Source organism: Flavobacterium collinsii (assembly GCF_946903285.1).
Lineage (GTDB): Bacteria > Bacteroidota > Bacteroidia > Flavobacteriales > Flavobacteriaceae > Flavobacterium > Flavobacterium collinsii.
Window position 1 is genome coordinate 5487516 of record NZ_OX336425.1, and the last position, 21052, is coordinate 5508567.

Annotated in this window: 20 protein-coding genes; 14 read left to right on the forward strand and 6 right to left on the reverse strand. The window is 35.9% G+C overall.

Features of this window, described 5'->3' with window-relative positions; all coding sequences use genetic code 11:
- The first annotated feature begins 177 nt into the window (after nucleotides 1-177).
- The 7 genes from OGZ34_RS22045 (at nucleotide 178) to OGZ34_RS22075 (ending at nucleotide 8535) form a co-directional block, all read left to right on the forward strand.
- Nucleotides 178-522 carry a hypothetical protein gene (locus OGZ34_RS22045; RefSeq protein WP_263361758.1) on the forward strand — a complete coding sequence of 115 codons (345 nt, stop codon included), beginning with the start codon at nucleotides 178-180 and terminating at the stop codon, nucleotides 520-522.
- Between the two features lie 115 nt (nucleotides 523-637).
- Nucleotides 638-1438 carry an MbnP family protein gene (locus tag OGZ34_RS22050; protein WP_263361759.1) on the forward strand — a complete coding sequence of 267 codons (801 nt, stop codon included), beginning with the start codon at nucleotides 638-640 and terminating at the stop codon, nucleotides 1436-1438.
- Nucleotides 1439-1671: 233 nt separating this feature from the next.
- The gene (locus OGZ34_RS22055) at nucleotides 1672-2712 is read left to right on the forward strand and encodes a cytochrome-c peroxidase (RefSeq protein WP_263361760.1); all 1041 of its coding nucleotides are present in this window, start codon (nucleotides 1672-1674) and stop codon (nucleotides 2710-2712) included.
- Between the two features lie 415 nt (nucleotides 2713-3127).
- Nucleotides 3128-4087 (forward strand): transporter, encoded by a 960-nt coding sequence (locus OGZ34_RS22060; protein ID WP_263363152.1) that lies wholly within the window; start codon nucleotides 3128-3130, stop codon nucleotides 4085-4087.
- A 208-nt stretch (nucleotides 4088-4295) separates the two neighbouring features.
- A complete protein-coding gene (locus tag OGZ34_RS22065; protein WP_263361761.1) occupies nucleotides 4296-4499 on the forward strand; it encodes a hypothetical protein in 204 nt (67 codons plus the stop codon).
- A 92-nt stretch (nucleotides 4500-4591) separates the two neighbouring features.
- Nucleotides 4592-6751, forward strand: a complete 2160-nt coding sequence (locus OGZ34_RS22070; protein WP_263361762.1) for a TonB-dependent receptor — start codon at nucleotides 4592-4594, stop codon at nucleotides 6749-6751.
- A 185-nt stretch (nucleotides 6752-6936) separates the two neighbouring features.
- Nucleotides 6937-8535, forward strand: a complete 1599-nt coding sequence (locus tag OGZ34_RS22075) for a PepSY-associated TM helix domain-containing protein (protein ID WP_263361763.1) — start codon at nucleotides 6937-6939, stop codon at nucleotides 8533-8535.
- A gap of 208 nt (nucleotides 8536-8743) precedes the next feature.
- Here OGZ34_RS22075 and OGZ34_RS22080 read toward each other — a convergent pair whose 3' ends face one another.
- The 4 genes from OGZ34_RS22080 to cysC all read right to left on the reverse strand — a co-directional run bounded on the left by OGZ34_RS22080 (nucleotide 8744) and on the right by cysC (nucleotide 11802).
- Complete coding sequence (locus tag OGZ34_RS22080) at nucleotides 8744-9415, reverse strand: TrmH family RNA methyltransferase (RefSeq protein ID WP_173966138.1); 672 nt, start codon at nucleotides 9413-9415, stop codon at nucleotides 8744-8746.
- Nucleotides 9416-9479: 64 nt separating this feature from the next.
- Nucleotides 9480-10448, reverse strand: a complete 969-nt coding sequence (locus OGZ34_RS22085) for a sulfotransferase family protein (protein WP_263361764.1) — start codon at nucleotides 10446-10448, stop codon at nucleotides 9480-9482.
- Nucleotides 10449-10457: 9 nt separating this feature from the next.
- The gene (locus OGZ34_RS22090; RefSeq protein ID WP_263361765.1) at nucleotides 10458-11141 is read right to left on the reverse strand and encodes an aspartyl/asparaginyl beta-hydroxylase domain-containing protein; all 684 of its coding nucleotides are present in this window, start codon (nucleotides 11139-11141) and stop codon (nucleotides 10458-10460) included.
- 127 nt (nucleotides 11142-11268) lie between these two features.
- Nucleotides 11269-11802, reverse strand: a complete 534-nt coding sequence (cysC, locus tag OGZ34_RS22095; RefSeq protein ID WP_173966141.1) for an adenylyl-sulfate kinase — start codon at nucleotides 11800-11802, stop codon at nucleotides 11269-11271.
- Between the two features lie 177 nt (nucleotides 11803-11979).
- Between cysC and OGZ34_RS22100 the strand changes: the two genes are divergently transcribed.
- The 3 genes from OGZ34_RS22100 (at nucleotide 11980) to OGZ34_RS22110 (ending at nucleotide 16692) form a co-directional block, all read left to right on the forward strand.
- Complete coding sequence (locus tag OGZ34_RS22100; RefSeq protein WP_263361766.1) at nucleotides 11980-12678, forward strand: SIR2 family NAD-dependent protein deacylase; 699 nt, start codon at nucleotides 11980-11982, stop codon at nucleotides 12676-12678.
- Between the two features lie 198 nt (nucleotides 12679-12876).
- On the forward strand, nucleotides 12877-14223 hold the full coding sequence (gene purB, locus OGZ34_RS22105) for an adenylosuccinate lyase (protein ID WP_173966143.1): 1347 nt from the start codon (nucleotides 12877-12879) through the stop codon (nucleotides 14221-14223).
- Nucleotides 14224-14454: 231 nt separating this feature from the next.
- On the forward strand, nucleotides 14455-16692 hold the full coding sequence (locus tag OGZ34_RS22110) for a cation:proton antiporter domain-containing protein (RefSeq protein WP_173966144.1): 2238 nt from the start codon (nucleotides 14455-14457) through the stop codon (nucleotides 16690-16692).
- 183 nt (nucleotides 16693-16875) lie between these two features.
- On the opposite strand, the gene OGZ34_RS22115 is transcribed toward OGZ34_RS22110, so the two are convergent.
- Together OGZ34_RS22115 and OGZ34_RS22120 are read right to left on the reverse strand one after the other, a co-directional pair.
- Nucleotides 16876-17514, reverse strand: coding sequence for a peroxiredoxin (locus OGZ34_RS22115; protein WP_173966145.1), 639 nt, complete (start codon nucleotides 17512-17514; stop codon nucleotides 16876-16878).
- A gap of 112 nt (nucleotides 17515-17626) precedes the next feature.
- Entirely contained in the window at nucleotides 17627-18538 is a 912-nt protein-coding gene (locus OGZ34_RS22120; RefSeq protein WP_173966146.1) for an AEC family transporter, read from the reverse strand.
- Between the two features lie 107 nt (nucleotides 18539-18645).
- On the opposite strand from OGZ34_RS22120, the gene OGZ34_RS22125 reads away from it, so the two are divergent.
- The 4 genes from OGZ34_RS22125 to OGZ34_RS22140 all read left to right on the forward strand — a co-directional run bounded on the left by OGZ34_RS22125 (nucleotide 18646) and on the right by OGZ34_RS22140 (nucleotide 20980).
- A complete protein-coding gene (locus tag OGZ34_RS22125; RefSeq protein ID WP_263361767.1) occupies nucleotides 18646-19212 on the forward strand; it encodes a Crp/Fnr family transcriptional regulator in 567 nt (188 codons plus the stop codon).
- 53 nt (nucleotides 19213-19265) lie between these two features.
- Nucleotides 19266-19745 (forward strand): DoxX family protein, encoded by a 480-nt coding sequence (locus OGZ34_RS22130; protein ID WP_263361768.1) that lies wholly within the window; start codon nucleotides 19266-19268, stop codon nucleotides 19743-19745.
- A 128-nt stretch (nucleotides 19746-19873) separates the two neighbouring features.
- Nucleotides 19874-20281, forward strand: coding sequence for an Rrf2 family transcriptional regulator (locus OGZ34_RS22135; protein ID WP_173966149.1), 408 nt, complete (start codon nucleotides 19874-19876; stop codon nucleotides 20279-20281).
- Between the two features lie 57 nt (nucleotides 20282-20338).
- Nucleotides 20339-20980, forward strand: a complete 642-nt coding sequence (locus tag OGZ34_RS22140; RefSeq protein ID WP_173966150.1) for an NAD(P)-dependent oxidoreductase — start codon at nucleotides 20339-20341, stop codon at nucleotides 20978-20980.
- Nucleotides 20981-21052 lie beyond the last annotated feature (72 nt).

Consider the following 21052-nt stretch of genomic DNA (forward strand, 5'->3'; position numbering starts at 1 on the left):
TTAAAAACCTGTTGACCTTATTATTCTGGAAATATCCGTAGGTACTTTTGTACCTACGGATATTTTTTTATAAAAAAATCAGTATTTGTTCGTTCAAAAAACGATTATAATGTATTTTTGCATTCGAAACAACGAAATCAACTCTTGAAGAAGTTATTTACCATATTTCTTTCCTGTATGCTCCTAGTGCCCTCATTCGGCAGTTTTGTTGTTTATACCTCTTTCAAATTAAATCAGGACGAAATATCAAAAACAATTTGTGTACAGCGTAAAATGGTTTTTAATACCTGTAACGGTCGTTGTGAACTTCAAAAAAGTTTAAAAAAATACGCCGACAACGAAAAGAAAATGCAAAACAACCTGAAAGACAAATCAGAAGTAGTTTACATTCAAAATACAAGTACAGCAGATTTCAAACTGGTAACTCCAATAGCATCTAAATCAAAAAATTATGCTTCTTTAGACGAAAAACCAATTTCGGTTTCTATTGCTACCTTCCACCCTCCATCCTATTTTATATAATTTTTAAATCACATTTCAACATCAATTGAAATGATTTTCATTGTACCCAGAAAACAATGAAAACGTGTCTACGCACACCTTACATTTAAAATTACAATTATATAAAATTCATAAAATGAAAAATACTTTATACAAAGCCCTTGCTATTGTAGCACTATCTATATCCTTAATCTCATGTTCAAACGATGACAACCAGGAAGTTTCCGGTAATGGAAAATTAATACTGAAGTTTGACAACTCCTACGGCGCCAACGATCTTATCCTCAATACTCAACCCAATAAAACTTCAAATAATGAAGTATTAAAAATCAGTCTGGTTAAATATATCGTGAGCAATATTGTTTTAACGAAAGCCGATGGTACCACCTATACTTATCCAAAAAGCAAAAGCTATTTCATTGCAGATGAAGCAACTGCCGAAGGACGTGCGTTTGAACTGACCGATATTCCTGCGGGAGATTACGTCAAAGTAAAATTCGGAATTGGAGTTGATGAAGACCAGTGGAAACTTGGTGCTGCCGGACAGGGTAACTTTTTAGCTCAGGCCGACGCAGCAGGAATGATGTGGTCATGGGCAGCGGGTTACAAATTCTTTGCTTTGGAAGGAACTTTCACCTCTGCAACCGTTACTAAAGCAACTCCGTTTATGATCCATACCGGTAAAACAGGAACTGACTACAACTATACCGAAGTTGCACTTGAATTACCAACAATAGCACTTGTTCGTACCACTATTACACCACAAGTTCACTTTATAACCGACTTGTCTAAAATCATCGACGGAACCAACAAAATTATTCTTTCCGACAACAATATGGGCGGCATGGGCGCTATGATTATGGGCGGTGCAAAACTACCGTTAATCACTAAAAACATTTCAACAATGTTTAGAGTAGACCACGTCCATAACGACTAATTTATTTTTAAGAAGTACAAACCTTAGGGAAAATAAAACCTGAGTTTTCCAACATACCTTATCTTTTGTGTCCGCCAAAATGGACATAAAAGAATATTGGTAAGGAAAAACAACACTGCTGCTTCTACAAATCAAAGAGTAATCCCGATAAAAAAACTACTTGTTCTACTTACGTCAATTCGTGTAAGTAGTGGTAGAAAAATTCTCTTTACTCTTTTTATACTTTAAAAATCATGCTGAAAATAAAACATTTTCTATGGTTACTGCTTCCGCTGATGTGGAGTTGCTCTGATCAGGAAGAAGAATACGTAAACATTCCTTTAGAATTTACTGTTCCCTCGAACTTTCCTGCTTTAGCGTATAACATTGCGCAGAATCCTCCAACTGAAAAAGGATTTGAACTGGGCAAAAAACTATTTTATGACGGACGTTTAGCGTCTGACGGCGTAGTTTCCTGTGGCTTTTGTCACATACAGGCCAACGCCTTCACCCATCACGGACACACCGTAAGTCATGGCGTGAATGATGCTCAGGGAACACGAAATACACCATCGATTCAGAATCTGGCTTACCAGCCGATATTTATGTACGATGGAGCTGCAGACCATTTAGACCTGCAACCTATAGTTCCCTTAACGAGCATTATAGAAATGAATGGAGATCTGAATGCTATTCTGAAGATGATGAAAGGCGACAAAGAGTACAAAAAATTATTTGGACAAGCTTTTAATGACGGGGAAATCTCAACCGAAAATATGCTAAAAGCGCTTTCGCAGTTTATGGTTATGGTTACTTCTTCTAATTCAAAGTTTGACAAATACAGACGTAAAGAAGCCGGTGGAACTTTAACAGCTGATGAATTGGCCGGATATGATTTATTCAAATCTAAATGTGCCTCCTGCCATGCCACCGACTTACAGACAGACAATTCTTTTCGCAACAACGGCCTGGCGGTAAACCCAATGGTGAACGATGTTGGGAGATATAAAGTCACTGAGTTAGCGAGCGACTATTACAAATTCAAAGTACCTAGTTTACGAAATGTGGAAGTTTCAGGACCTTATATGCACGACGGACGATTTGGCACTTTAGAAGGTGTTCTGGAGCACTACGCAAGTGGTATAGAATCTTCACCAACGCTGGATCCGATATTAAAGCAAAATGGAAAGTTTGGAATTCAACTTACGGATACTGAAAAAACAAAAATAATAGCGTTTTTAAAAACGCTAACAGATAATCAGTATTTGACAGATAAACGTTTTGCAGAATATTAAAGAAAGACATTAAACCGTTTTTTTTTTAATACATAGAAACATAGATTCGTTTAATCGCAAAAGACGTTTCACTTACATTAACAAACATAGCTATGTGTAAATGATGTGTCATTTATTTTAACCTTTTTCAAGAGACTTAATTCTATGTTTCTATGTGTTAAAATTAATTGTACATAATGGCATAAAATTAAAATAAAAACCGGAGTCCTAGCCCCGATTACTTCACCTAACTTTTATTTTCATAGGAGTTCAGTGAATTATATTTGAAGTGAAAAGCCTTTTTGAAAAAAGACCTAATTTTTCCTGGGTTTATAAAGCGACCATCGGAAGCTTTGTAAAAACATAGAAAAATTGGATTTTGAAAAAAGCTTGAAACGAAAAGCGGGATCAGCTCCTAAAAACAATAAAAATGAAAATAAAAAAAACAATAGTAATATTAATGCTTTTGGTTGGTTTTTCGGCCTTTAGTTTTACCGCAAAAGATAGTATTTCGGCCTTTACTTTTCAGCGTTTGGCAATGATGGAAGATTTTGATTGCGATGCGTGCGGATGTTCAGCAAGTGGTGGAAGTATGGGTTTTGGCTCGATGCTAAACAATAATTTTGTAGGCTTGAGATATATGAAACAAAGCTATACAAGTCGCGACGGAATCTTTGCCAATTCACCTTGGATCGATGAAAACTTCAATACGATTCAGGCTTGGACGCGAGTTCCGGTGACGGAGAAAATTCAGATTTCGGCGTTAGTTCCGTATCATTTTAACGAAAGACAATTAACTGCCGGAACAGAAAACATCGAAGGATTAGGTGATATTACTGTGATGGCTTTGTATACGGTTTTTGAAACCAAAAAAGACAGCGCCTTTTTTACGCATAAAATAAATTTGGGTGGCGGTATAAAACTTCCTACCGGAAAATTTAAAGAAGCAAATAATTTAGGAAGCATTAATCAGAGTTTTCAGTTGGGAACCGGAAGCTGGGATTTTCCGTTAGTTTCTGAATATGTGGTAAAGCATAAAAACTTAGGCTTAAACACAACGCTAAACTACATTTTTAAAACCGAAAACAGTAAAAATTACCAATACGGCGATCAGTTTAATTATGCCGGAACGTTCTTTTATTTATTCGATTTAAAATCAATTCAAATTGTTCCGCAAGCAGGTTTAGCGGGCGAGGTCTACCAAACCAACCAACAACACGGATTGAATTTACCTAATACAGCCGGTGATATTTTGTTTGGCAAATTTGGCATCGAAGCCGGAAAAGATAAATTTTCGGTAGGAATTAATGCGATGTTGCCTATTAACCAAAACTTATCAAGCGGTAATATGGAGGCAAATTACAGATGGAGCATCAACTTAAATTATACCCTGTAATTTTTAAAACAGAAGAAAAACAACGAAACAAGCTTTGAGAAAAATTGTCATCATATTTCTTTCCTTTATGCTTTTAATGCCATCATTTGGCAGTTTCTGCGTTTACACGGTATTTAAGCTCAATCAGGAAGAGATATCAAAGACTATTTGTGTACAACGCAAAATGCTTTTTAATAGTTGTAATGGTCGATGCGAACTTCAGAAAAGCTTGAAAAAATATGATGATAACGAAAAAAGAATGCACGACAATTTGAAAGAAAAAGCAGAAGTAGTCTACATTCAGAATATCATTATAGCCGATTTTAAAATAATCCTACCAACAGAATCGACAGCGAAAATTTTTGCTCCCACGGATAAAAAACCTGTTTCGGTTTCGAATACTACTTTTCATCCACCGTCTTATTTGATATAGATTTTAGTCCCGCTTTTCAATTCTTTTGAAAAGCTTTTTCGGCATTCTGTCAAGAAAATGTCGAGTACTTTTTAAAATTTATATCATTTAAAATGAAGAAAATATACTTCGCTCTATTCATTGTAGGGCAATGTGTCTTAGCACAAAACAAAGTCAAGCAAGATACAACACAATCGCAGGAACTGGATAATGTTTTTATCACCGCAAATCGTACCGCTACCTTACGTAAAGAAACTCCGGTTGCCATAAGCAAATTGACCGCTAAAACGATCAATGAAACTAAGGCGACAGCGGTTTATGAAATCATCAACAAAACACCCGGAGTTTTGATGGTTAATTTAGGTAACGAGCAACACATGATGTCTATTCGTCAGCCTATGACAACCAATGCTTATTATTTATATCTCGAAGATGGTTTGCCTATTCGTCCAATGGGAATCTTTAACCACAATGCTTTATTAGAAATTAATCAGTTTAATATACAAAGTATCGAGGTTGTAAAAGGTCCTGTTTCGTCTTTATACGGACCCGAAGCGGTTGGCGGAACGATTAATTTAATTTCGCAAAAACCTCCTGTTGATCCGGAATTTAAATTTGGCGTTCAGGCTGATAATTACGGATATCGAAGATTTCAGGCGGCTGGCGGTGCAACAATTGGAAAAGTCGGTTTTCATATTGCCGGAATTTCGAGTTTACAGGAAAATGGCTGGATGACGTATTCTGACTATAATAAAGACAATCTAAATGCGAGAATTGATTACAACATCTCCTCTTCGACCCGATTAATCAGCAATACGATGTACGGAAAATATTATTCGGACATGAGCGGAACTGTTAATGAAGCTGCTTTTAATAACAGAACTTACCAAAGCACCTCTAATTTCACTTATAGAAAATCTGACGCATTAAGAACACGATTAACATTAGAACACGACTGGAACAACAATTCGAGCAGTTATATTACAGCATATTTGCGCGATAATAAATTAGGACAAAATCCTTCTTACGGAATTAGATGGAGCCCAACTGTAAATCCTACTACGGCAAAAGGCGAAATTAACTCGAATAACTTTAAAAGTTATGGCGCGATTGGGCAGCATACTCAAAAATTCAATTTTTGGAACACCAAATTGGTTGCAGGAGCTTTATACGATTATTCCCCCGTGACCTATTGGTCGTATGTTATCGATCTAAAAGCCAATCTAAATCCTGGACAAGCTGGCAAACAAACCGTTAGTTCGTACGAGATTGTTGCCCAACATCCAGACTCAAAATTAGCCAATTATACGGCAGATATTTTCAACTCAGCCGGATATGCGCAATTGAGTTTTAACCCGATCGAAAAACTAATTATTACCGTTGGCGGACGTTACGATAATATGAAAGTCAATTACAACAACGCACTTGACAATTCTACAGGAAGTAAAGTTTATGATAAAATGACTTTTAAAGCCGGTGCCAATTACAATCCAACTGAATTTGCTGGTTTTTATGGCAATTATTCTCAGGGTTTTGCGCCTCCCGGAATTACATCAATCTTTAGAACCAAACCCGGAACTGGCGGAACAACTGGCGTTCCTGCTGACTTTTATTATAATCTCGATCCCGCAACTTTCAACAATTACGAAATTGGCGGATGGCTTTCTTTTCTTGAAAACAAATTAAATTTTGACTACGCTTTATACTATATGGAAGGAAAAAATGAACTTTTGAACATTAAACTTCCTGATAATTCAACAGATTATCGCTCGGCTGGAGAAACGCGTCATAAAGGTATTGAGTTTGGCGCTTCATATCGTCCTTCAAAACAATTCAACTTTCGTCTTGGCGGAACTTACTCACAACACACCTATATCGATTTTAAACTTTCTGACAAACCAAGCGATCCTGTTCAAAATCTGGACGGGAGAGAAATGCCGGCCGCACCAAAATGGTCTGGAAATTCTGAGGTAAGTTATTACCCAAACTGGCTTCCAAATTTTCGAACTTCTGTCGAATGGCAATTGGTTGGGAGTTATTACCAGGATCAAATCAATACCGTAAAATATAGTGGTTATAACTTATTCAACGCCAGAATAGGTTATCAATGGAAAAGCATTGAAGTTTACGGAAACGTACTCAATTTAACCGATAAATTATACGCTTATAATGTTTCGAGAGCCAATACCGCAAACGCTCAGCCCACTTATACAGCAGCAGCTCCAAGAACTTTTGTGTTTGGAATACAGTATAATTTTTCATTAAAAAAATAGAATCCTTTTTGCCACAGATTAAAGAATTTAAAAAGATTATTTTAAAAAATCATTCTAATCATTTTAATCTGCGGCACAAAATAATAATTATTAGAAGCTAATCCCGCTCTCGGCTTTATCTTTTTATGTCCGCCGCGACGGACATAAAAAGGATATCGCCTCCATCGGGGCTAAAAAACCTAAAAATGAGCAAAGAAATAAACAAAGACAAAAAATCTAAAAAGAAAGATTCAAAATTTGTCAAGAAAGTCAAGCAGCACATGTACAAATGGCATCGAACAATTGGCATAATAACCATTGTTCCGGTTATTTTCTGGACTTTATCAGGATTAATGCATCCGTTTATGGCGCATTTTTTTAAACCCGAAATTGCGCACGATAAACTAGAAATACCAATAATTGATAAAACCCAACTGCACTTTTCAATTCAGGAAGTTTTACAAAAAAATGAAATCACACAATTCAAAAATTTCCGAATCGTTTCATTCAACAACGCTACTTTTTATCAGGTAAAAACAATCTTTGGTGAACTGATCTATTTCGATACTTCGAATGCAAAGAAGCTGGAAAACGGAGATCAAAAATATGCCGAATGGCTTTCGCGCTATTTTCTGGACGATCAAAAAAGCGCCATTAAACAAAGCGAAGTCGTAACCGAATTTACGTCGCAATACAAATATGTCAATCGTTATTTACCCGTATACAAACTAAGTTTTGATCGTCCGGATGCCATGCAGGTTTATGTCGAAACATCATCAGGCAAACTCGCCACTTATAACCCAGCATCGAGACAAGCGTTTATCTGGTTCTTTGATACGTTTCATAATTGGTCGTTTATCGATGTAATATCAAACAATAGTATCCGAATTATAACGATGATTTTTTTGTTATCTATCATTGGCTTTTCGGCCATAAGCGGAATCGTAATTTATGGGTTATTTTGGAAACAATTTAAAAAAACAGACTCTTTACAACCTAAAAAAGGCATTAGAAAATACCATCGCCAAATTGGTATTTGGATTTCGCTTTTTACCTTGACATTTGCTTTTAGCGGTGCTTACCATGCCACTACAAAATGGAATCCGTATACTTTATCGCAAATGGTTTACGAACCAACTTTCAAAACCAAAGAAATTTCTATTGCCAATACTAATCTGGATTTAGACTGGAGCCGTTTTCAGAATGCGAGCATTATTACTTTAAATGATACAACCTATTTCCGTTGTCAATTGCTTGAAAAACAAAAATTCAAAACATCGAAATCAGATTCAAATTCAAAATGGAACAAAAAAGAAGATCCAAAATCTGAAGTCGTTTATATTAATACCGCAACCAATAAAGTTATACCAGATTTGGATTTTCAATACGCTGAATTTCTCGCTTATTATTTTACAGATGGAGCTCCAAAAGCCGCTTGTTGCGAAATGGATCAAAGTTCAGATGAAACCCACATCTCTTTAGAAAACGTAAAATTACTGGATGCTAAACTCTTAACTGATTTTAATAGTCGCGAATATGGCTTTGTCAACAAAAGATTACCGGTTATAAAACTAGCTTATGACACACCCGAAAAAACAACTTATTTCATTGAGACTTCGACCTCAAGATTAGCTGCCGTCGTTAAAAATGGTGATAGGATCGAAGGATATTCTTTTGCCATTCTTCACAAATTTTTATTTATGGATTGGGCAGGAAAGAATATTAGGGATCTAACAATGGTTATAGCCGCATTAACTATTTTAATTGTTAGTGTTTTGGGGTTTATTTTGTTTTTGAAGAAATAGAAAGAAAATCTCGCAAAGTCGCAAAGGTTTTTAAAAGGCAATAACTTGACGCCTAGTTTGTCATTCGAGGGACGAGAAATCTCCGTTAGAAGCTCCACGAAGCTTGGAATCTCTTTACGGAGTTACTTGCGAAGATTTCTCGTCCCTCGAAATGACATAAAATGAGAAAAACTTTGCGACTTCGCGCCTTTGCGAGATTCAAAAAAAATTATACTTTGTCCTTAGGATTCTCTTCGTAGTACCTTGCTTCAATTCGTTTAATATCTTTAATCGAATTTTTCGCCCAGGCCAAACGTTTCTCCAGAATTTCTTCTTCGGATAAATGCCAGTCAATATCTGATTTTTGCAATCGATTTGTTAGGTTTTGAATGATGATAGCCGCCGAAACAGAGATATTCAGACTCTCAGTAAAACCTACCATTGGAATTTTAAGAAATCCATCGGCTTTGTCTAAAATTTCCTGTGACAATCCGTCTCTCTCCGTTCCAAAGAATAATGCACTCGGTTTTGTAATATCAAAATCTTCCAGCAAACAATCATTTTCATGAGGCGTTGTAGCAATAATTTGATATCCTTGATCTTTTAACGTAGAAATGCAAGTACTAACAGAATCATACTGATGAATATCTACCCATTTTTGGGCTCCCATAGCGATTTCTTTATCAATTTTCTTCCCGTAACGCTGTTCGATCACATTAAGTTCCTGAATTCCAAAAACCTCACAACTGCGCATCACGGCACTTGTATTGTGCATCTGAAAAACGTCCTCTACCACAATTGTAAAGTGCTTTGTACGGTTTCCGAGTACTTTCAGAAATTTTTCTTTTCGGTTATCAGTTAATATATTTTCAAGGAAAGCGAGGTAATCTAAATCAATCATTTCAATCTTATTTGTCGCAAAAATACATTATAAATAAAACACAAAGAAAAATTCAGGATTATTTTCAATGCGCTACATCTTCCAAAAGGATATTCCCCAGCCTTTCATGTAAACTCTTTACTAATATCAAATCGATCTCTAAAGGTTCTTCATTGAAAGAATCCCCTTTAAAAACTGCTTTTTCATTTTTAGAATGTGTATTAAGTCGTTCGTACATCCCCAGAAGTTCACTAGCACTATAATCAACATCAATAAAAGATATAAACTTCTCTATAACACCTTTCATTCCATCGTTATAATTGAGTTTTACAACATTCTGATCTGCTTCATAAAAATCCAGAAAACCCTGAAAATATTTCTCCAGTACCAAGGCTCCGTATTGCTGAAAACTAATCTCACTGATTTCTTTAGCAGAAATTCCAAAAACTTCAGGTGGTAACAAATTCGGCACCATATGCATTCCCATCATTTTTTGATGAGATTTTAAAACTTCGGTGGGATTTCGATAGAGCAAAGCAAAAGGCAATTTCGGAAATATCGATCTCAGATAGCCCGCTTTAAAAATATGCCAGGCATCCAGTTTTACAATCAGATTATTTTGTTCCGGAAATCTTTTCTGACCCAAAAAGACTAGAGCCGCCTTTAAAAGCACATTTTTTTTCTCTAAGCCAAAATTATGACTTCTTAAAATTTCATCAATAAGAGGTGCTTCCGAAATCATAATGTTTTCAGTAGAAGTGGCCAGAGACTGACTTAACATTGTAGATCCGCATCGGGAGACATGAAACACCAAGGCCTTTAATTCAACCGAAACAAGCTCCTGAGACCACTCTATTAAATTTTCAACGGTACTTACGGCTTTAATTAAACTCGAATTATAGGCATGACTTTTACATTTAGAAATGGTTTCATCAAAAAAAGGATCAACATACCTTTTGTCGTCCAGGTACAGCCATTCCAGATAAATCTCATTTTCTTTCTCGACCAGCTTATAGGGAATCCAATTGAATAAAGGATGATTTGTATTTTTCATTTTCAGCGCTTATTTTGATTGTAAATCGGCTATAATCTGAACTCCTGCTGCCGATGGATTTCGGGAAAGTTCTGCAATAATCTGTTGTTTTATCTCGTCAGAATACTGTTCTTTTTTTCGGGAATAATGAATATCAAACCCCATATCTGTAAATAATTTATCTGACCAGTCATTTCTGATACAATCCAGTGTAAGATGGATACGCGCTTCAGAACTTTTGTTTGCTACGCTATGTGGAAGCTGAAAATTAGCATACCAGCACTCTCCCATTTCCATAGGGACCCGTTTTTTATCTACATAAAAGTACACGTCAGGATTTGTTATGATCGGAACATGAATTCTAAAAAATCCATCTTCATAAGAAGTATCATTATCGGTATGCTCTTTTATTTCGCTTTGAGGTCCTAACCGAAGCAATCGCACAGCCTCCTTTTCGCATTGAAACCAGTCCATAATCTCTTTAAAATAATGACACCGATCCAGCAACTCCGTATTCTTATAATCTGTATTAGCAAAAGAAGTGATATCGTTTATCAAACCAGACTGTGATCTTAAAGACACACTTGTCCAATTGCCTTCGTAGCGGCCAGTATTAAAATGGGGCGTCCATAAATCATTTTCACATAAAGCAAATTCTTTCTGCAATTGTTCTATTGAAAAAGAAACGGGAAGTTTACTAGAGGAAGGATTCATATGCTTTATAAAAAATTAAATTAGTAAGTATTCTTTGGGGCCTGTAAATATATAAATTTTACAAAAGCTTTATCATCAAAGAAATAAGTAAAACAAATACAATTAGGAAACCTGCAGCTATTAAAAGTTAAGCCAAATCAGGCAAACTGTCTATAATAAAATCATACAGTTTATGGGTTGAAAAAGAGACCGTTTCAAAATCGGTTTTCAATACTAAATCAGCGTTTGCAGGAACTTCAAAGACATCACTTATTCCTGTAAAATTATTTATTTTGTCCCGATCGTTGTCCGGTAACAACGCCTTTTTATAGAGTCCTTTTGGGTCTCTTTTGATTAAATTATTAATCGAACAATCTAAATAAACGGTTCTGACAAACTCATGATTCCTAAGTTCATTTCTCAGATTCTCATAGGGATTTATGACCGACATCAAAACAATCGTATCCGACACGACAAAATTTCGCCCGACATTAAAAAGCCGTCTCACATTCTCACAGCGGTCTTCTTTAGAGAATCCCAAATCTTTGCAAATTGTTTTCCGATAGACATCGCCATCAATTATCTCGACTTTATATTTTTTTTCTAATAAAAGCTGTCGAACATTTTCAGCCAATGTCGTTTTACCCGAACCCGATAATCCTGTAAATTGTATTAAAATCATTGAAAAACTCTTTTCTTTATATTCCTCACTAAAACTAAATCATTTGCAAGACCCAAACAACAAGTATAAATACGCTTTTATGGCACACCTAAACTACTAAAAGAATTCTACGAACCACGTCGCTTTTCTCCAAAATCAATAAGTAAATCACTATTTTTATCCTTTAATTATAGCAAGATGAAAAAGAAGTTAGTTGTTTTAACCGGAGCCGGAATTAGTGCCGAAAGCGGAATAAAAACTTTTCGCGACAGTGATGGCTTATGGGAAGGCCATGATGTAATGGAGGTCGCTACTCCTGAAGGCTGGCGAAAAAATCAGGAATTAGTTCTTGACTTTTACAACAAAAGGCGCCAACAGCTTAAGGAAGTAGAACCCAATGCCGGGCATAAAATTCTGGCCGAATTAGAGCAGGATTTTGACGTGTATATTATTACTCAAAACGTAGATGATTTACACGAACGTGCCGGAAGTACAAAAATATTGCATTTGCATGGAGAATTGCTAAAGGTCCGAAGCACATACAACCGAAATGTAATTCTAGATTGGACCGACGATTTGTTTACTGGCGACACAGATAAAAACGGGCATCAGTTACGCCCTCATATTGTTTGGTTTGGCGAAGATGTTCCAGCCCTTGAAGAAGCAATCGAAATTACCGAAACGGCAGATTATTTTGCAGTCATTGGAACATCTTTACAGGTATATCCAGCCGCAGGATTAATTTCATATACCCCTTCGATTACTCCCGTTTTTTATATTGATCCAAATCCAATTGCGATCCCAAATATTCGAAACAAAGTTGAAGTAATTTCTAAAATTGCTTCAGAAGGCGTTGCTGAATTAAGAGACAAACTAAAATCAATTCCAGGCGTATAATTATTGAACACAAATTTCACAAATTAACACGAAGATGATTTCTTTCAAACCAATTGATTATTTATAAATTAATTGATCTGTATAAATTAGTGAAATTTGTATTTCTTTTACCTTTTAAATGCCTTCAATTGACGTGTAGACTACTTCTAATTCGCAAATTCTGTTTATATTTGTGCCTTTCGAACAAACAACATAACAATGACTACTTTAAACGAATTGAATGCTATATCTCCAATTGATGGAAGATATAGAAATAAAACCCTTTCATTAGCACCATTTTTCTCAGAAGAAGCTCTAATCAAATACCGTGTATTGGTTGAAGTTGAATATTTCATCGCTTTATGCGAAGTGCCTTTACCGCAGCTTGCAGGCATAAACTCTGATTTGTTTGACAGTTTGAGAAATATCTACAAAAATTTCTCTACTGAAGACGCGCTTTGGATTAAGGAAACCGAAAAAGTAACCAACCATGATGTAAAAGCTGTGGAATACTTTATCAAAGATGCTTTTGAAAAACTGGGCTTATCTCAATACAAAGAATTCATTCACTTCGGATTAACTTCTCAGGACATTAACAATACTGCGATTCCGCTTTCTACAAAAGAAGCTTTTGAGCAGGTTTATATGCCTTCGCTAATTGCTTTAATTTCTAAATTAAAAGAATTAAGCGTAGAATGGAGAGACATTCCAATGTTGGCCCGCACACACGGACAGCCAGCTTCTCCTACTCGTTTAGGGAAAGAAATTTTAGTTTTTGTAGAGCGTTTAGAAGAGCAAATGCGTTTGCTATTTAACATTCCGTTTGCCGCTAAATTTGGTGGTGCAACCGGAAATTACAATGCGCATCACGTAGCTTACCCACAAATCGACTGGAAACAATTTGGTAATAAATTTGTTGAAACTGATTTAGGCTTACACCATTCATTCCCAACCACTCAAATCGAACATTACGATCATTTTGCTGCATTTTTTGATGCTTTAAAAAGAATCAATACAATTATCATCGACTTAGATCGTGATATCTGGACGTATGTTTCGATGGATTACTTTAAACAAAAAATCAAAGCAGGAGAAATTGGTTCGTCTGCTATGCCACATAAAGTAAACCCGATTGATTTTGAAAATTCAGAAGGAAACTTAGGAATTGCCAATGCTATTTTTGAACATTTGGCAGCAAAATTACCGGTTTCAAGATTACAGCGCGATTTAACAGACAGTACTGTTTTACGTAACATTGGAGTTCCTATGGGACACACAATTATTGCTTTTGAAGCTTCTTTAAAAGGTTTAAACAAACTATTACTAAACGAGGCTAAATTTGCTGAAGATTTAGAAAAAAACTGGGCTGTTGTAGCCGAAGCAATTCAGACAATTTTACGTCGTGAGGCGTATCCAAATCCGTATGAAGCTTTGAAAGGTTTGACCAGAACAAATGAAGCAATTGACAAAAAAGCCATTCATAATTTTATTGCAACTTTAGAAGTTTCTGACGCTGTTAGAGCCGAATTAATGGCCATTACCCCTAGCAACTATGTAGGAATCTAAAGAAAACCTATAATATTTTCGCAAAAAAAGCTATCTTTATCGATAGCTTTTTTTATTTACAAATCGTACTAAAAAATTAGCCGGACGATTTCACTCTCTCTTTTATTTTCTGAAGGAGTTGTGAGTGAACATAATTTACATTGAAAAGCTGTTCTTTCAGAAAACTGTTTTTTTTAGCAAAAAAACTGAAACAACAAGCTGAATGATTTTCTTAACAAAAAACACTACTCTATGATCGCCTTAAATGCCGCTGCAGAAACTACCCACCATTTACAACCCTTAATTAGCGACTTAGGTCTAATCCTGCTGACTGCAGGAATTGCTGTTTTATTATTTAGATTAATCAAACAACCCTTAGTTTTAGGATATTTAATTGCCGGTTTTCTGGCAGGAAATCATTTTGATTTCTTTCCTACCATTACCGAAATGAAAAGTGTTGAAGTCTGGGCAGAAATTGGTGTAATCATCTTATTATTTAGCTTAGGTCTCGAATTTAGTTTCAAAAAACTAATGAAAGTCGGAGGTACAGCATCTATAACAGCCATTACTCAGATTATTACCATGGTTGTAATTGGTTATATGGTGGGGCGCTGGATGGGATGGGCGCAAATGGACAGTATCTTTCTAGGAGTTATACTCTCTATTTCTTCTACAACAATTATTTTAAAGACTTTTGATGAACTGGGTGTAAAAGCTCAAAAATTTGCCGGGATCGTAATCGGATCTTTAATTGTACAGGATCTTGTTGCCATTTTAATGATGGTATTACTGTCAACTATTGCAGTAAGTCAGCAATTTTCGGGAAGCGAATTAATGATGTCTGTTTTAAAACTGATTTTCTTCCTGACGGTATGGTTCCTAGGGGGGATCTTTTTTATCCCAACCTTACTTAAAAAGGCCAAACATTTACTGACTGACGAAATGCTGCTGATTATATCGCTTGCCCTTTGTTTAACAATGGTAAGTTTTGCTGCAAACGTAGGTTTTTCTCCAGCATTGGGTGCTTTTATCATGGGCTCTATTATTGCCGAAACCACACAGGCAGAACATATTGAGCATCTTATAAAACCTGTAAAAGATTTATTTGGGGCTATTTTCTTCGTATCTGTTGGTATGCTTATCGACCCTAAAATGTTATACACACATGCACTGCCAGTTGCTATTTTAACTTTTGTAACTATCATCGGTCAATCTGTAAGTTCGACTATTGGGGCGTTACTGGCCGGTCAGCCCTTAAAACAATCCGTACAAACGGGAATGAGTTTATCGCAAATTGGGGAGTTCTCGTTTATCATTGCTACTTTAGGAATGACTCTGAACGTAACAAGTTCTTTTTTATACCCTGTGGTTGTTGCCGTTTCTGCTATTACCACTTTTACAACCCCATTTATGGTAAAATATGCCGTACCTTTTTCTGATTTTCTGGAACGAAAACTTCCTCGAAAATGGGTTAAAAACATCAACCGTTACAGTGTCAATGCTCAGGCCATAAAATCAGTTAGTGTCTGGCAAAAAGTACTAAATGCTTATATCATACAAATCGTTTTACACACTATCATTATCACGGCCATTATTTTATTATCTGTAAAATTTGTTGCGCCTTTGGTTGCAGAAACAAGATTTGGAAATACACTGGCAGCACTTATTACACTGGTCATTATCGCTCCGTTTTTATGGGCACTCTCCCTTCGAAGAGTTGCAGTAGAAGAAGTTGATACTTTATGGGAAGAGCGCAAATACCGTGGTGCTATATTGATGTTGATTCTAATTAGGATGAGTCTTGGTTTGTTCTTAATTGGATTCTTGCTAAACATCTTCTTCTCTCCTTTGGTTGCTCTGATTGCCTTAGTAGTTGCCGTTGTAGTTTACCAAATATTCCCTAAAAAACTAAACGAACAATATCATAAAATTGAAAATCACTTTCTAAAGAATCTAAACGATCGTGAAAACAAAAAAATTGATAGACGTTATGCTAATTTAATGCCATGGGACGGTCACATGTCGTTTTTTGATATTGGAACAGAATCAAATTTAGTGGGCAAAACCCTTGAAGAATTGCGTATTAGAGAATCAATGGGAATCAATATTGCCTACATAAAACGAGGAGATATCACTATTCCAATTCCGACTAAAAACGAACGTTTGTTTCCTGGTGATGAAATTTGCGTTATTGGTACAGATGCTCAGGTTACTGAATTCAACAAATATCTCAATCAAAATGAAATTGAAGCTCGTAAAAATGTAGAAGAATCTGAAATTGTACTTCGCCAGTTGGAGATTGCTCACGAAGATTTTGTACAAAAAAGTATCGGTCAGTTTAGAGGAAAAACCGGTGGTCTTGTTGTGGGAATTGAAAGAAACGGTAATCGTATATTAAACCCGGAATCTCACTTAATTCTCGAAAAAAATGACATTATCTGGGTTGTTGGCGATAAAAAACGAATGGCTGAGCTTATGAAGAAATTCTAAGTTTTTAAGGCACTGAGGTACTAAGGCCCTGAGATACTAAGGTTCTAAGGTTTGGAGTTATAAAACTTCTTACCTTAGAACCTTAGTCTTTTAACTTACTTACTGAAAACACTTAGTCTCTCAACACTATAATATTTACAAAAATCCATAAGAAAAAATCTTGTGCCTTAGAAGCTTAATCCCTTACTTATTCGGCTGCGGTGTTATGCGTAAATAAGGTTTTATTGGTGTATATCCTTTTGGGAATTTCGCAGGAATATCACTATCCGGAACAGCTGGAGTAATCACAACGTCTTCTCCGTCTTTCCAGTTAGCAGGAGTTGCTACACTATAATTGGCTGTTAATTGCAAACTGTCAATCACACGAAGCAATTCATCAAAATTTCTTCCTGTTGAAGCCGGATATGTTAAGGTCAATTTTATTTTTTTATCGGCACCAATTACAAACACAGAACGTACGGTAAATTTATCGCTTGCATTTGGATGCAGCATATCGTATAAAGTTGCAATTCTTTTATCTTCGTCGGCAATTATAGGAAAATTAACCGTTGTATTCTGGGTTTCATTGATGTCTTTGATCCACTCTAAATGGGATTCCAAGCCATCTACACTCAGTGCAATAACTTTTGTATTTCTTTTGGTAAATTCCGGAAGGTAATTAGCAACTGTTCCTAATTCGGTAGTACATACCGGAGTAAAATCAGATGGATGCGAAAATAAAACACCCCAGGAATCTCCCAACCATTCATGAAAATTAATTGGCCCTTCGGTTGTTTCTGCATGAAAATCCGGAGCAATATCTCCTAATCTTAATGTTGACATAATTGTATATTTTTTAGTTTCTCTAAAATTAGTCAAAAAAAGAACAAAGAAAACACTGTTTTTCTAAAAAAAAGTTAAAGTTCTATTTAGTCTGTCTAATTAGTATTTAAAGCTAAATAAAATGCACTATGCAATACCAGACAGCAAGGGTGATAAACGAAATTGGGATTCCGAAACCAATCATCATACTGCTCAATTTTGGTTTTAATCCATAAGTCGAAGCTAAGATTGCACCTGTAATCATAGGTGCCATTGCCATTTCCATAATAGTAATTTTAATGGCTTCAGAATGTTGTCCGAGAATAAAAACGTACAAAACCAAAATAACAAACGGAACTGCAATAAGTCGAAAGAAAAGTCCGAGACGCAGAAATTGCCAATGCTGGCTTTTTCGGTCAAAAGTAAGCTGTAATCCCACCGAGAGTAGCGCCAAAGGGGTTACAAAACTTCCCACTTTCAATAAAACAGACTGAACATTCAAATCTAAATCGTATTCGAAGACATTCAGCAGACAGGCTGTCACAAAAGTAACAAACGGAGGAAATAAAATTATTTTCTTGAATATGCTAAAAGAATCCGCACTGCCTTTAGAATAAAAAGCGGCTACAAAAACCCCCAGCGTCGAAACCACCACAAAAGTGCCCGGCTGATCGACAAGAATTGCCGTTTCTAAACCCTTCTTCCCAAACAGAGCTTCAATAATAGGGTATCCCAAAAAAGAAGAATTACTTAATCCGGCAGTTAAAATCAAACAGCCAATTAATCTGTTAGACCAGCCCAATCTTCTGCCTAGAAAATGAAAAAACGCAAAAGCCAGTAAAAAGCTAATCCAACCTGATAGTATCGGAAACAGTAATTCATTACTCCATCTTATTTTAGGAATATGATACAGAGTTATTGCGGGTAGACAAACGTAAAGGACAACCTTATTTAAAACCTTATAAATATGAGTTGGAAATTGCTTAATATGCTGCAAAAACAAGCCCAAAGCAAGAAATAGAAATATTTGAATAAAGTTGTTCATATCGTTGAGTCCTGACAAAAATAGACATTTATTATCTGATGTATAAAACATTTTAAATCACTTCTCTAAGTTTTTTGTTACTTTTAAGTTCTAATTCCAAAAAACAAATGCAGTTAATACGAGACAATTTTGAGCGAATAACCAAGCTTTCGGATACCGAATGGAATATTTTTTCATCCAAACTTGTACGTCAGGAATTTTCAAAGAAAACGTCAGTACTTGAAACAGGCACAATCGAAAACTACCTCTCATTTGTAGAAAAAGGTTTGGTGAGATATTACATTCCCGGTGAAGATCATGACCTCACTTTTACCTTTGTGTTTGATGGCGAATTTACAAGTGGTTACGATTCCTTTATCACCAGATTACCGGTAAATTATACAATCGAAACGCTCTCAGAAACGGTTCTTTGGCGCATATCCTATGAAGATCTACAGGATATTTATGCCGAAACTAAAATTGGCAATACCATTGGACGCATTGCAAGCGAAGGGCTGTTTCTTAAAAAAGCCAAAAGAGAACTTTCACTGCTTAACGACTCGGCTGAGCAGCGTTATCTCAACCTTTTTACCGAGCAACCACAACTCATACAAAGGATTCCTCAAAAATACCTTGCCTCTTATATTGGTATCACTCCACAGGCACTGAGCAGAATAAGAAAACGTATTTCTTAACCCTGGTTCATTGTTTCAGATCCCTTTACTACGCAACTTTGTAAAAAAAAGATATGGAAACTTTAATTGTGTTACTAGGTGTCTTTACAATTGCACTGCTCTTTGTAAAACTTACTTCAAAAAGATTTGAAATCTCAAAGGCGGCCAGAATTGCCATGGCAGCCATGCTTGCATTTACAGCTGTAAGCCATTTTGTATTCACCAAAGGAATGGCTATGATGGTCTCTTTCTTACCCTGGCCAACCGGAATTGTTTATGCAACAGGAATTATAGAACTGGTTGCAGCAGTCGGGCTCTTGATTCCAAAAACAAGATTGCTTACTGCTCAACTTCTTGTCCTCTTTTTTATTGTTTTGCTTCCCGCAAATATCTATGCAGCCAGCCACACTATCAATCTGCAAACGGCCAGTTACAACGGTAAAGGTCTCTCCTATTTATGGTTTAGAGTACCGTTACAACTGTTGTTTATCGGTTGGGTTTATTTTTCTTCTATCAGAAATCAGATGCTCAATAAACGTGTTACCACTTACTAAAACAAGTCCTTTACTACATTTTCTTCTAAAGTTAGGTTATGTTTTTTCTGTGTAGAAAATTAATTTTTAGTTAAAACTTTTTTTTAATTCAAAAAACATCTTAAATTTGTAACATATTTTATTACAGTATGATTTCAGGTAAGTTTGCCATAACTATTCACATTTTAACTTTACTCACTAAATTCCCGAATGATTTCTTATCCTCGGAGTTTATTGCGGGAAGTATTAATCTTAATCCGGTATTGGTGAGAAAAGAAATTGCCAATTTAAAAGCGCATCATATTGTGGAAAGTAAGGAAGGTAAAAACGGCGGTACAAAATTGGCTGTCGATCCTTCAAAAATTACATTAAAAGAAATATTTGAAATGACTTTTGAGACCATCAATCTGGGTTATGCCAAAAATCAGCCTAATCCGGATTGTCCGGTTGGAAAAAAGATCAATCAAAATTTGAGTTCTTTGTATGCTGAAATGAATCAAAAAGTTAGTTTACAATTAGACGGAATCACACTGGAAGATTTTTCTAATCAATTCTAAGACTATTTTTTTACACAAAACTGTAACATTTTTTATTACTAATTAAATTTATATATTATGAAAATCGCAATTATTGGAGCAACCGGATTTGTTGGTACTGCTATTTTAAACGAACTTACAAACAGAAATCATGAGATTACTGCCATTGCCAGAAACCCAAAAGACAACGCAAATGTGATCTGGAAAAGCGCAGACATTTTTAATGTAGACGCTCTGGCAGAAATTTTAAAAGGAAATGACGTCGTTGTTAATGCGTACAACTCAGGATGGACCAACCCAAATATCTACGACGATTTTATTTCCGGATCAAAAGCAATTCAGGAAGCAGTAAAAAAATCCGGTGTAAAACGTTTCATTACCATAGGAGGAGCTGGAAGTTTATTTGTAGCTCCTGGCTTACAAGCTGTTGATACCCCGGACTTCCCAAAAGAATACCACGCCGGAGCATCTGCCGCGAGAGATTATTTAAACTTTCTAAAAGAAGAAAAAGAACTTGATTGGGCATTCTTTAGTCCGGCTTTCGAAATGCACCAGGGTATTACCACCGGAAGAACAGGAAAATACCGCTTAGGCTTGGAAAATCCGGTTTTTAATGACGAACAGAGAAGTATTCTATCTGTAGAAGATTTAGCAGTTGTAATTGCTGACGAAACCGAAACCCCAAAACACCACCAGGTTCGTTTTACAGCAGCTTATTAAGACAATTTTTTAAGGGACAAAGGTACAGAGAGGCAAAGCTGCAAAGGTTTTCCTCTCTGTACCTTTTTACCT

What these genes read in the sequence shown, in the direction of transcription:
- OGZ34_RS22045 (WP_263361758.1), top strand. Translation starts at nt 178, where the DNA reads ATGCTCCTAGTGCCCTCATTCGGCAGTTTTGTTGTTTATACCTCTTTC.
- OGZ34_RS22050 (WP_263361759.1), top strand. Translation starts at nt 638, where the DNA reads ATGAAAAATACTTTATACAAAGCCCTTGCTATTGTAGCACTATCTATA.
- OGZ34_RS22055 (WP_263361760.1), top strand. Translation starts at nt 1,672, where the DNA reads ATGCTGAAAATAAAACATTTTCTATGGTTACTGCTTCCGCTGATGTGG.
- OGZ34_RS22070 (WP_263361762.1), top strand. Translation starts at nt 4,592, where the DNA reads ATGAAGAAAATATACTTCGCTCTATTCATTGTAGGGCAATGTGTCTTA.
- OGZ34_RS22075 (WP_263361763.1), top strand. Translation starts at nt 6,937, where the DNA reads ATGAGCAAAGAAATAAACAAAGACAAAAAATCTAAAAAGAAAGATTCA.
- OGZ34_RS22080 (WP_173966138.1), bottom strand. Translation starts at nt 9,415, where the DNA reads ATGATTGATTTAGATTACCTCGCTTTCCTTGAAAATATATTAACTGAT.
- OGZ34_RS22085 (WP_263361764.1), bottom strand. Translation starts at nt 10,448, where the DNA reads ATGAAAAATACAAATCATCCTTTATTCAATTGGATTCCCTATAAGCTG.
- OGZ34_RS22090 (WP_263361765.1), bottom strand. Translation starts at nt 11,141, where the DNA reads ATGAATCCTTCCTCTAGTAAACTTCCCGTTTCTTTTTCAATAGAACAA.
- cysC (WP_173966141.1), bottom strand. Translation starts at nt 11,802, where the DNA reads ATGATTTTAATACAATTTACAGGATTATCGGGTTCGGGTAAAACGACA.
- OGZ34_RS22100 (WP_263361766.1), top strand. Translation starts at nt 11,980, where the DNA reads ATGAAAAAGAAGTTAGTTGTTTTAACCGGAGCCGGAATTAGTGCCGAA.
- purB (WP_173966143.1), top strand. Translation starts at nt 12,877, where the DNA reads ATGACTACTTTAAACGAATTGAATGCTATATCTCCAATTGATGGAAGA.
- OGZ34_RS22110 (WP_173966144.1), top strand. Translation starts at nt 14,455, where the DNA reads ATGATCGCCTTAAATGCCGCTGCAGAAACTACCCACCATTTACAACCC.
- OGZ34_RS22115 (WP_173966145.1), bottom strand. Translation starts at nt 17,514, where the DNA reads ATGTCAACATTAAGATTAGGAGATATTGCTCCGGATTTTCATGCAGAA.
- OGZ34_RS22120 (WP_173966146.1), bottom strand. Translation starts at nt 18,538, where the DNA reads ATGAACAACTTTATTCAAATATTTCTATTTCTTGCTTTGGGCTTGTTT.
- OGZ34_RS22125 (WP_263361767.1), top strand. Translation starts at nt 18,646, where the DNA reads ATGCAGTTAATACGAGACAATTTTGAGCGAATAACCAAGCTTTCGGAT.
- OGZ34_RS22130 (WP_263361768.1), top strand. Translation starts at nt 19,266, where the DNA reads ATGGAAACTTTAATTGTGTTACTAGGTGTCTTTACAATTGCACTGCTC.
- OGZ34_RS22135 (WP_173966149.1), top strand. Translation starts at nt 19,874, where the DNA reads ATGATTTCAGGTAAGTTTGCCATAACTATTCACATTTTAACTTTACTC.
- OGZ34_RS22140 (WP_173966150.1), top strand. Translation starts at nt 20,339, where the DNA reads ATGAAAATCGCAATTATTGGAGCAACCGGATTTGTTGGTACTGCTATT.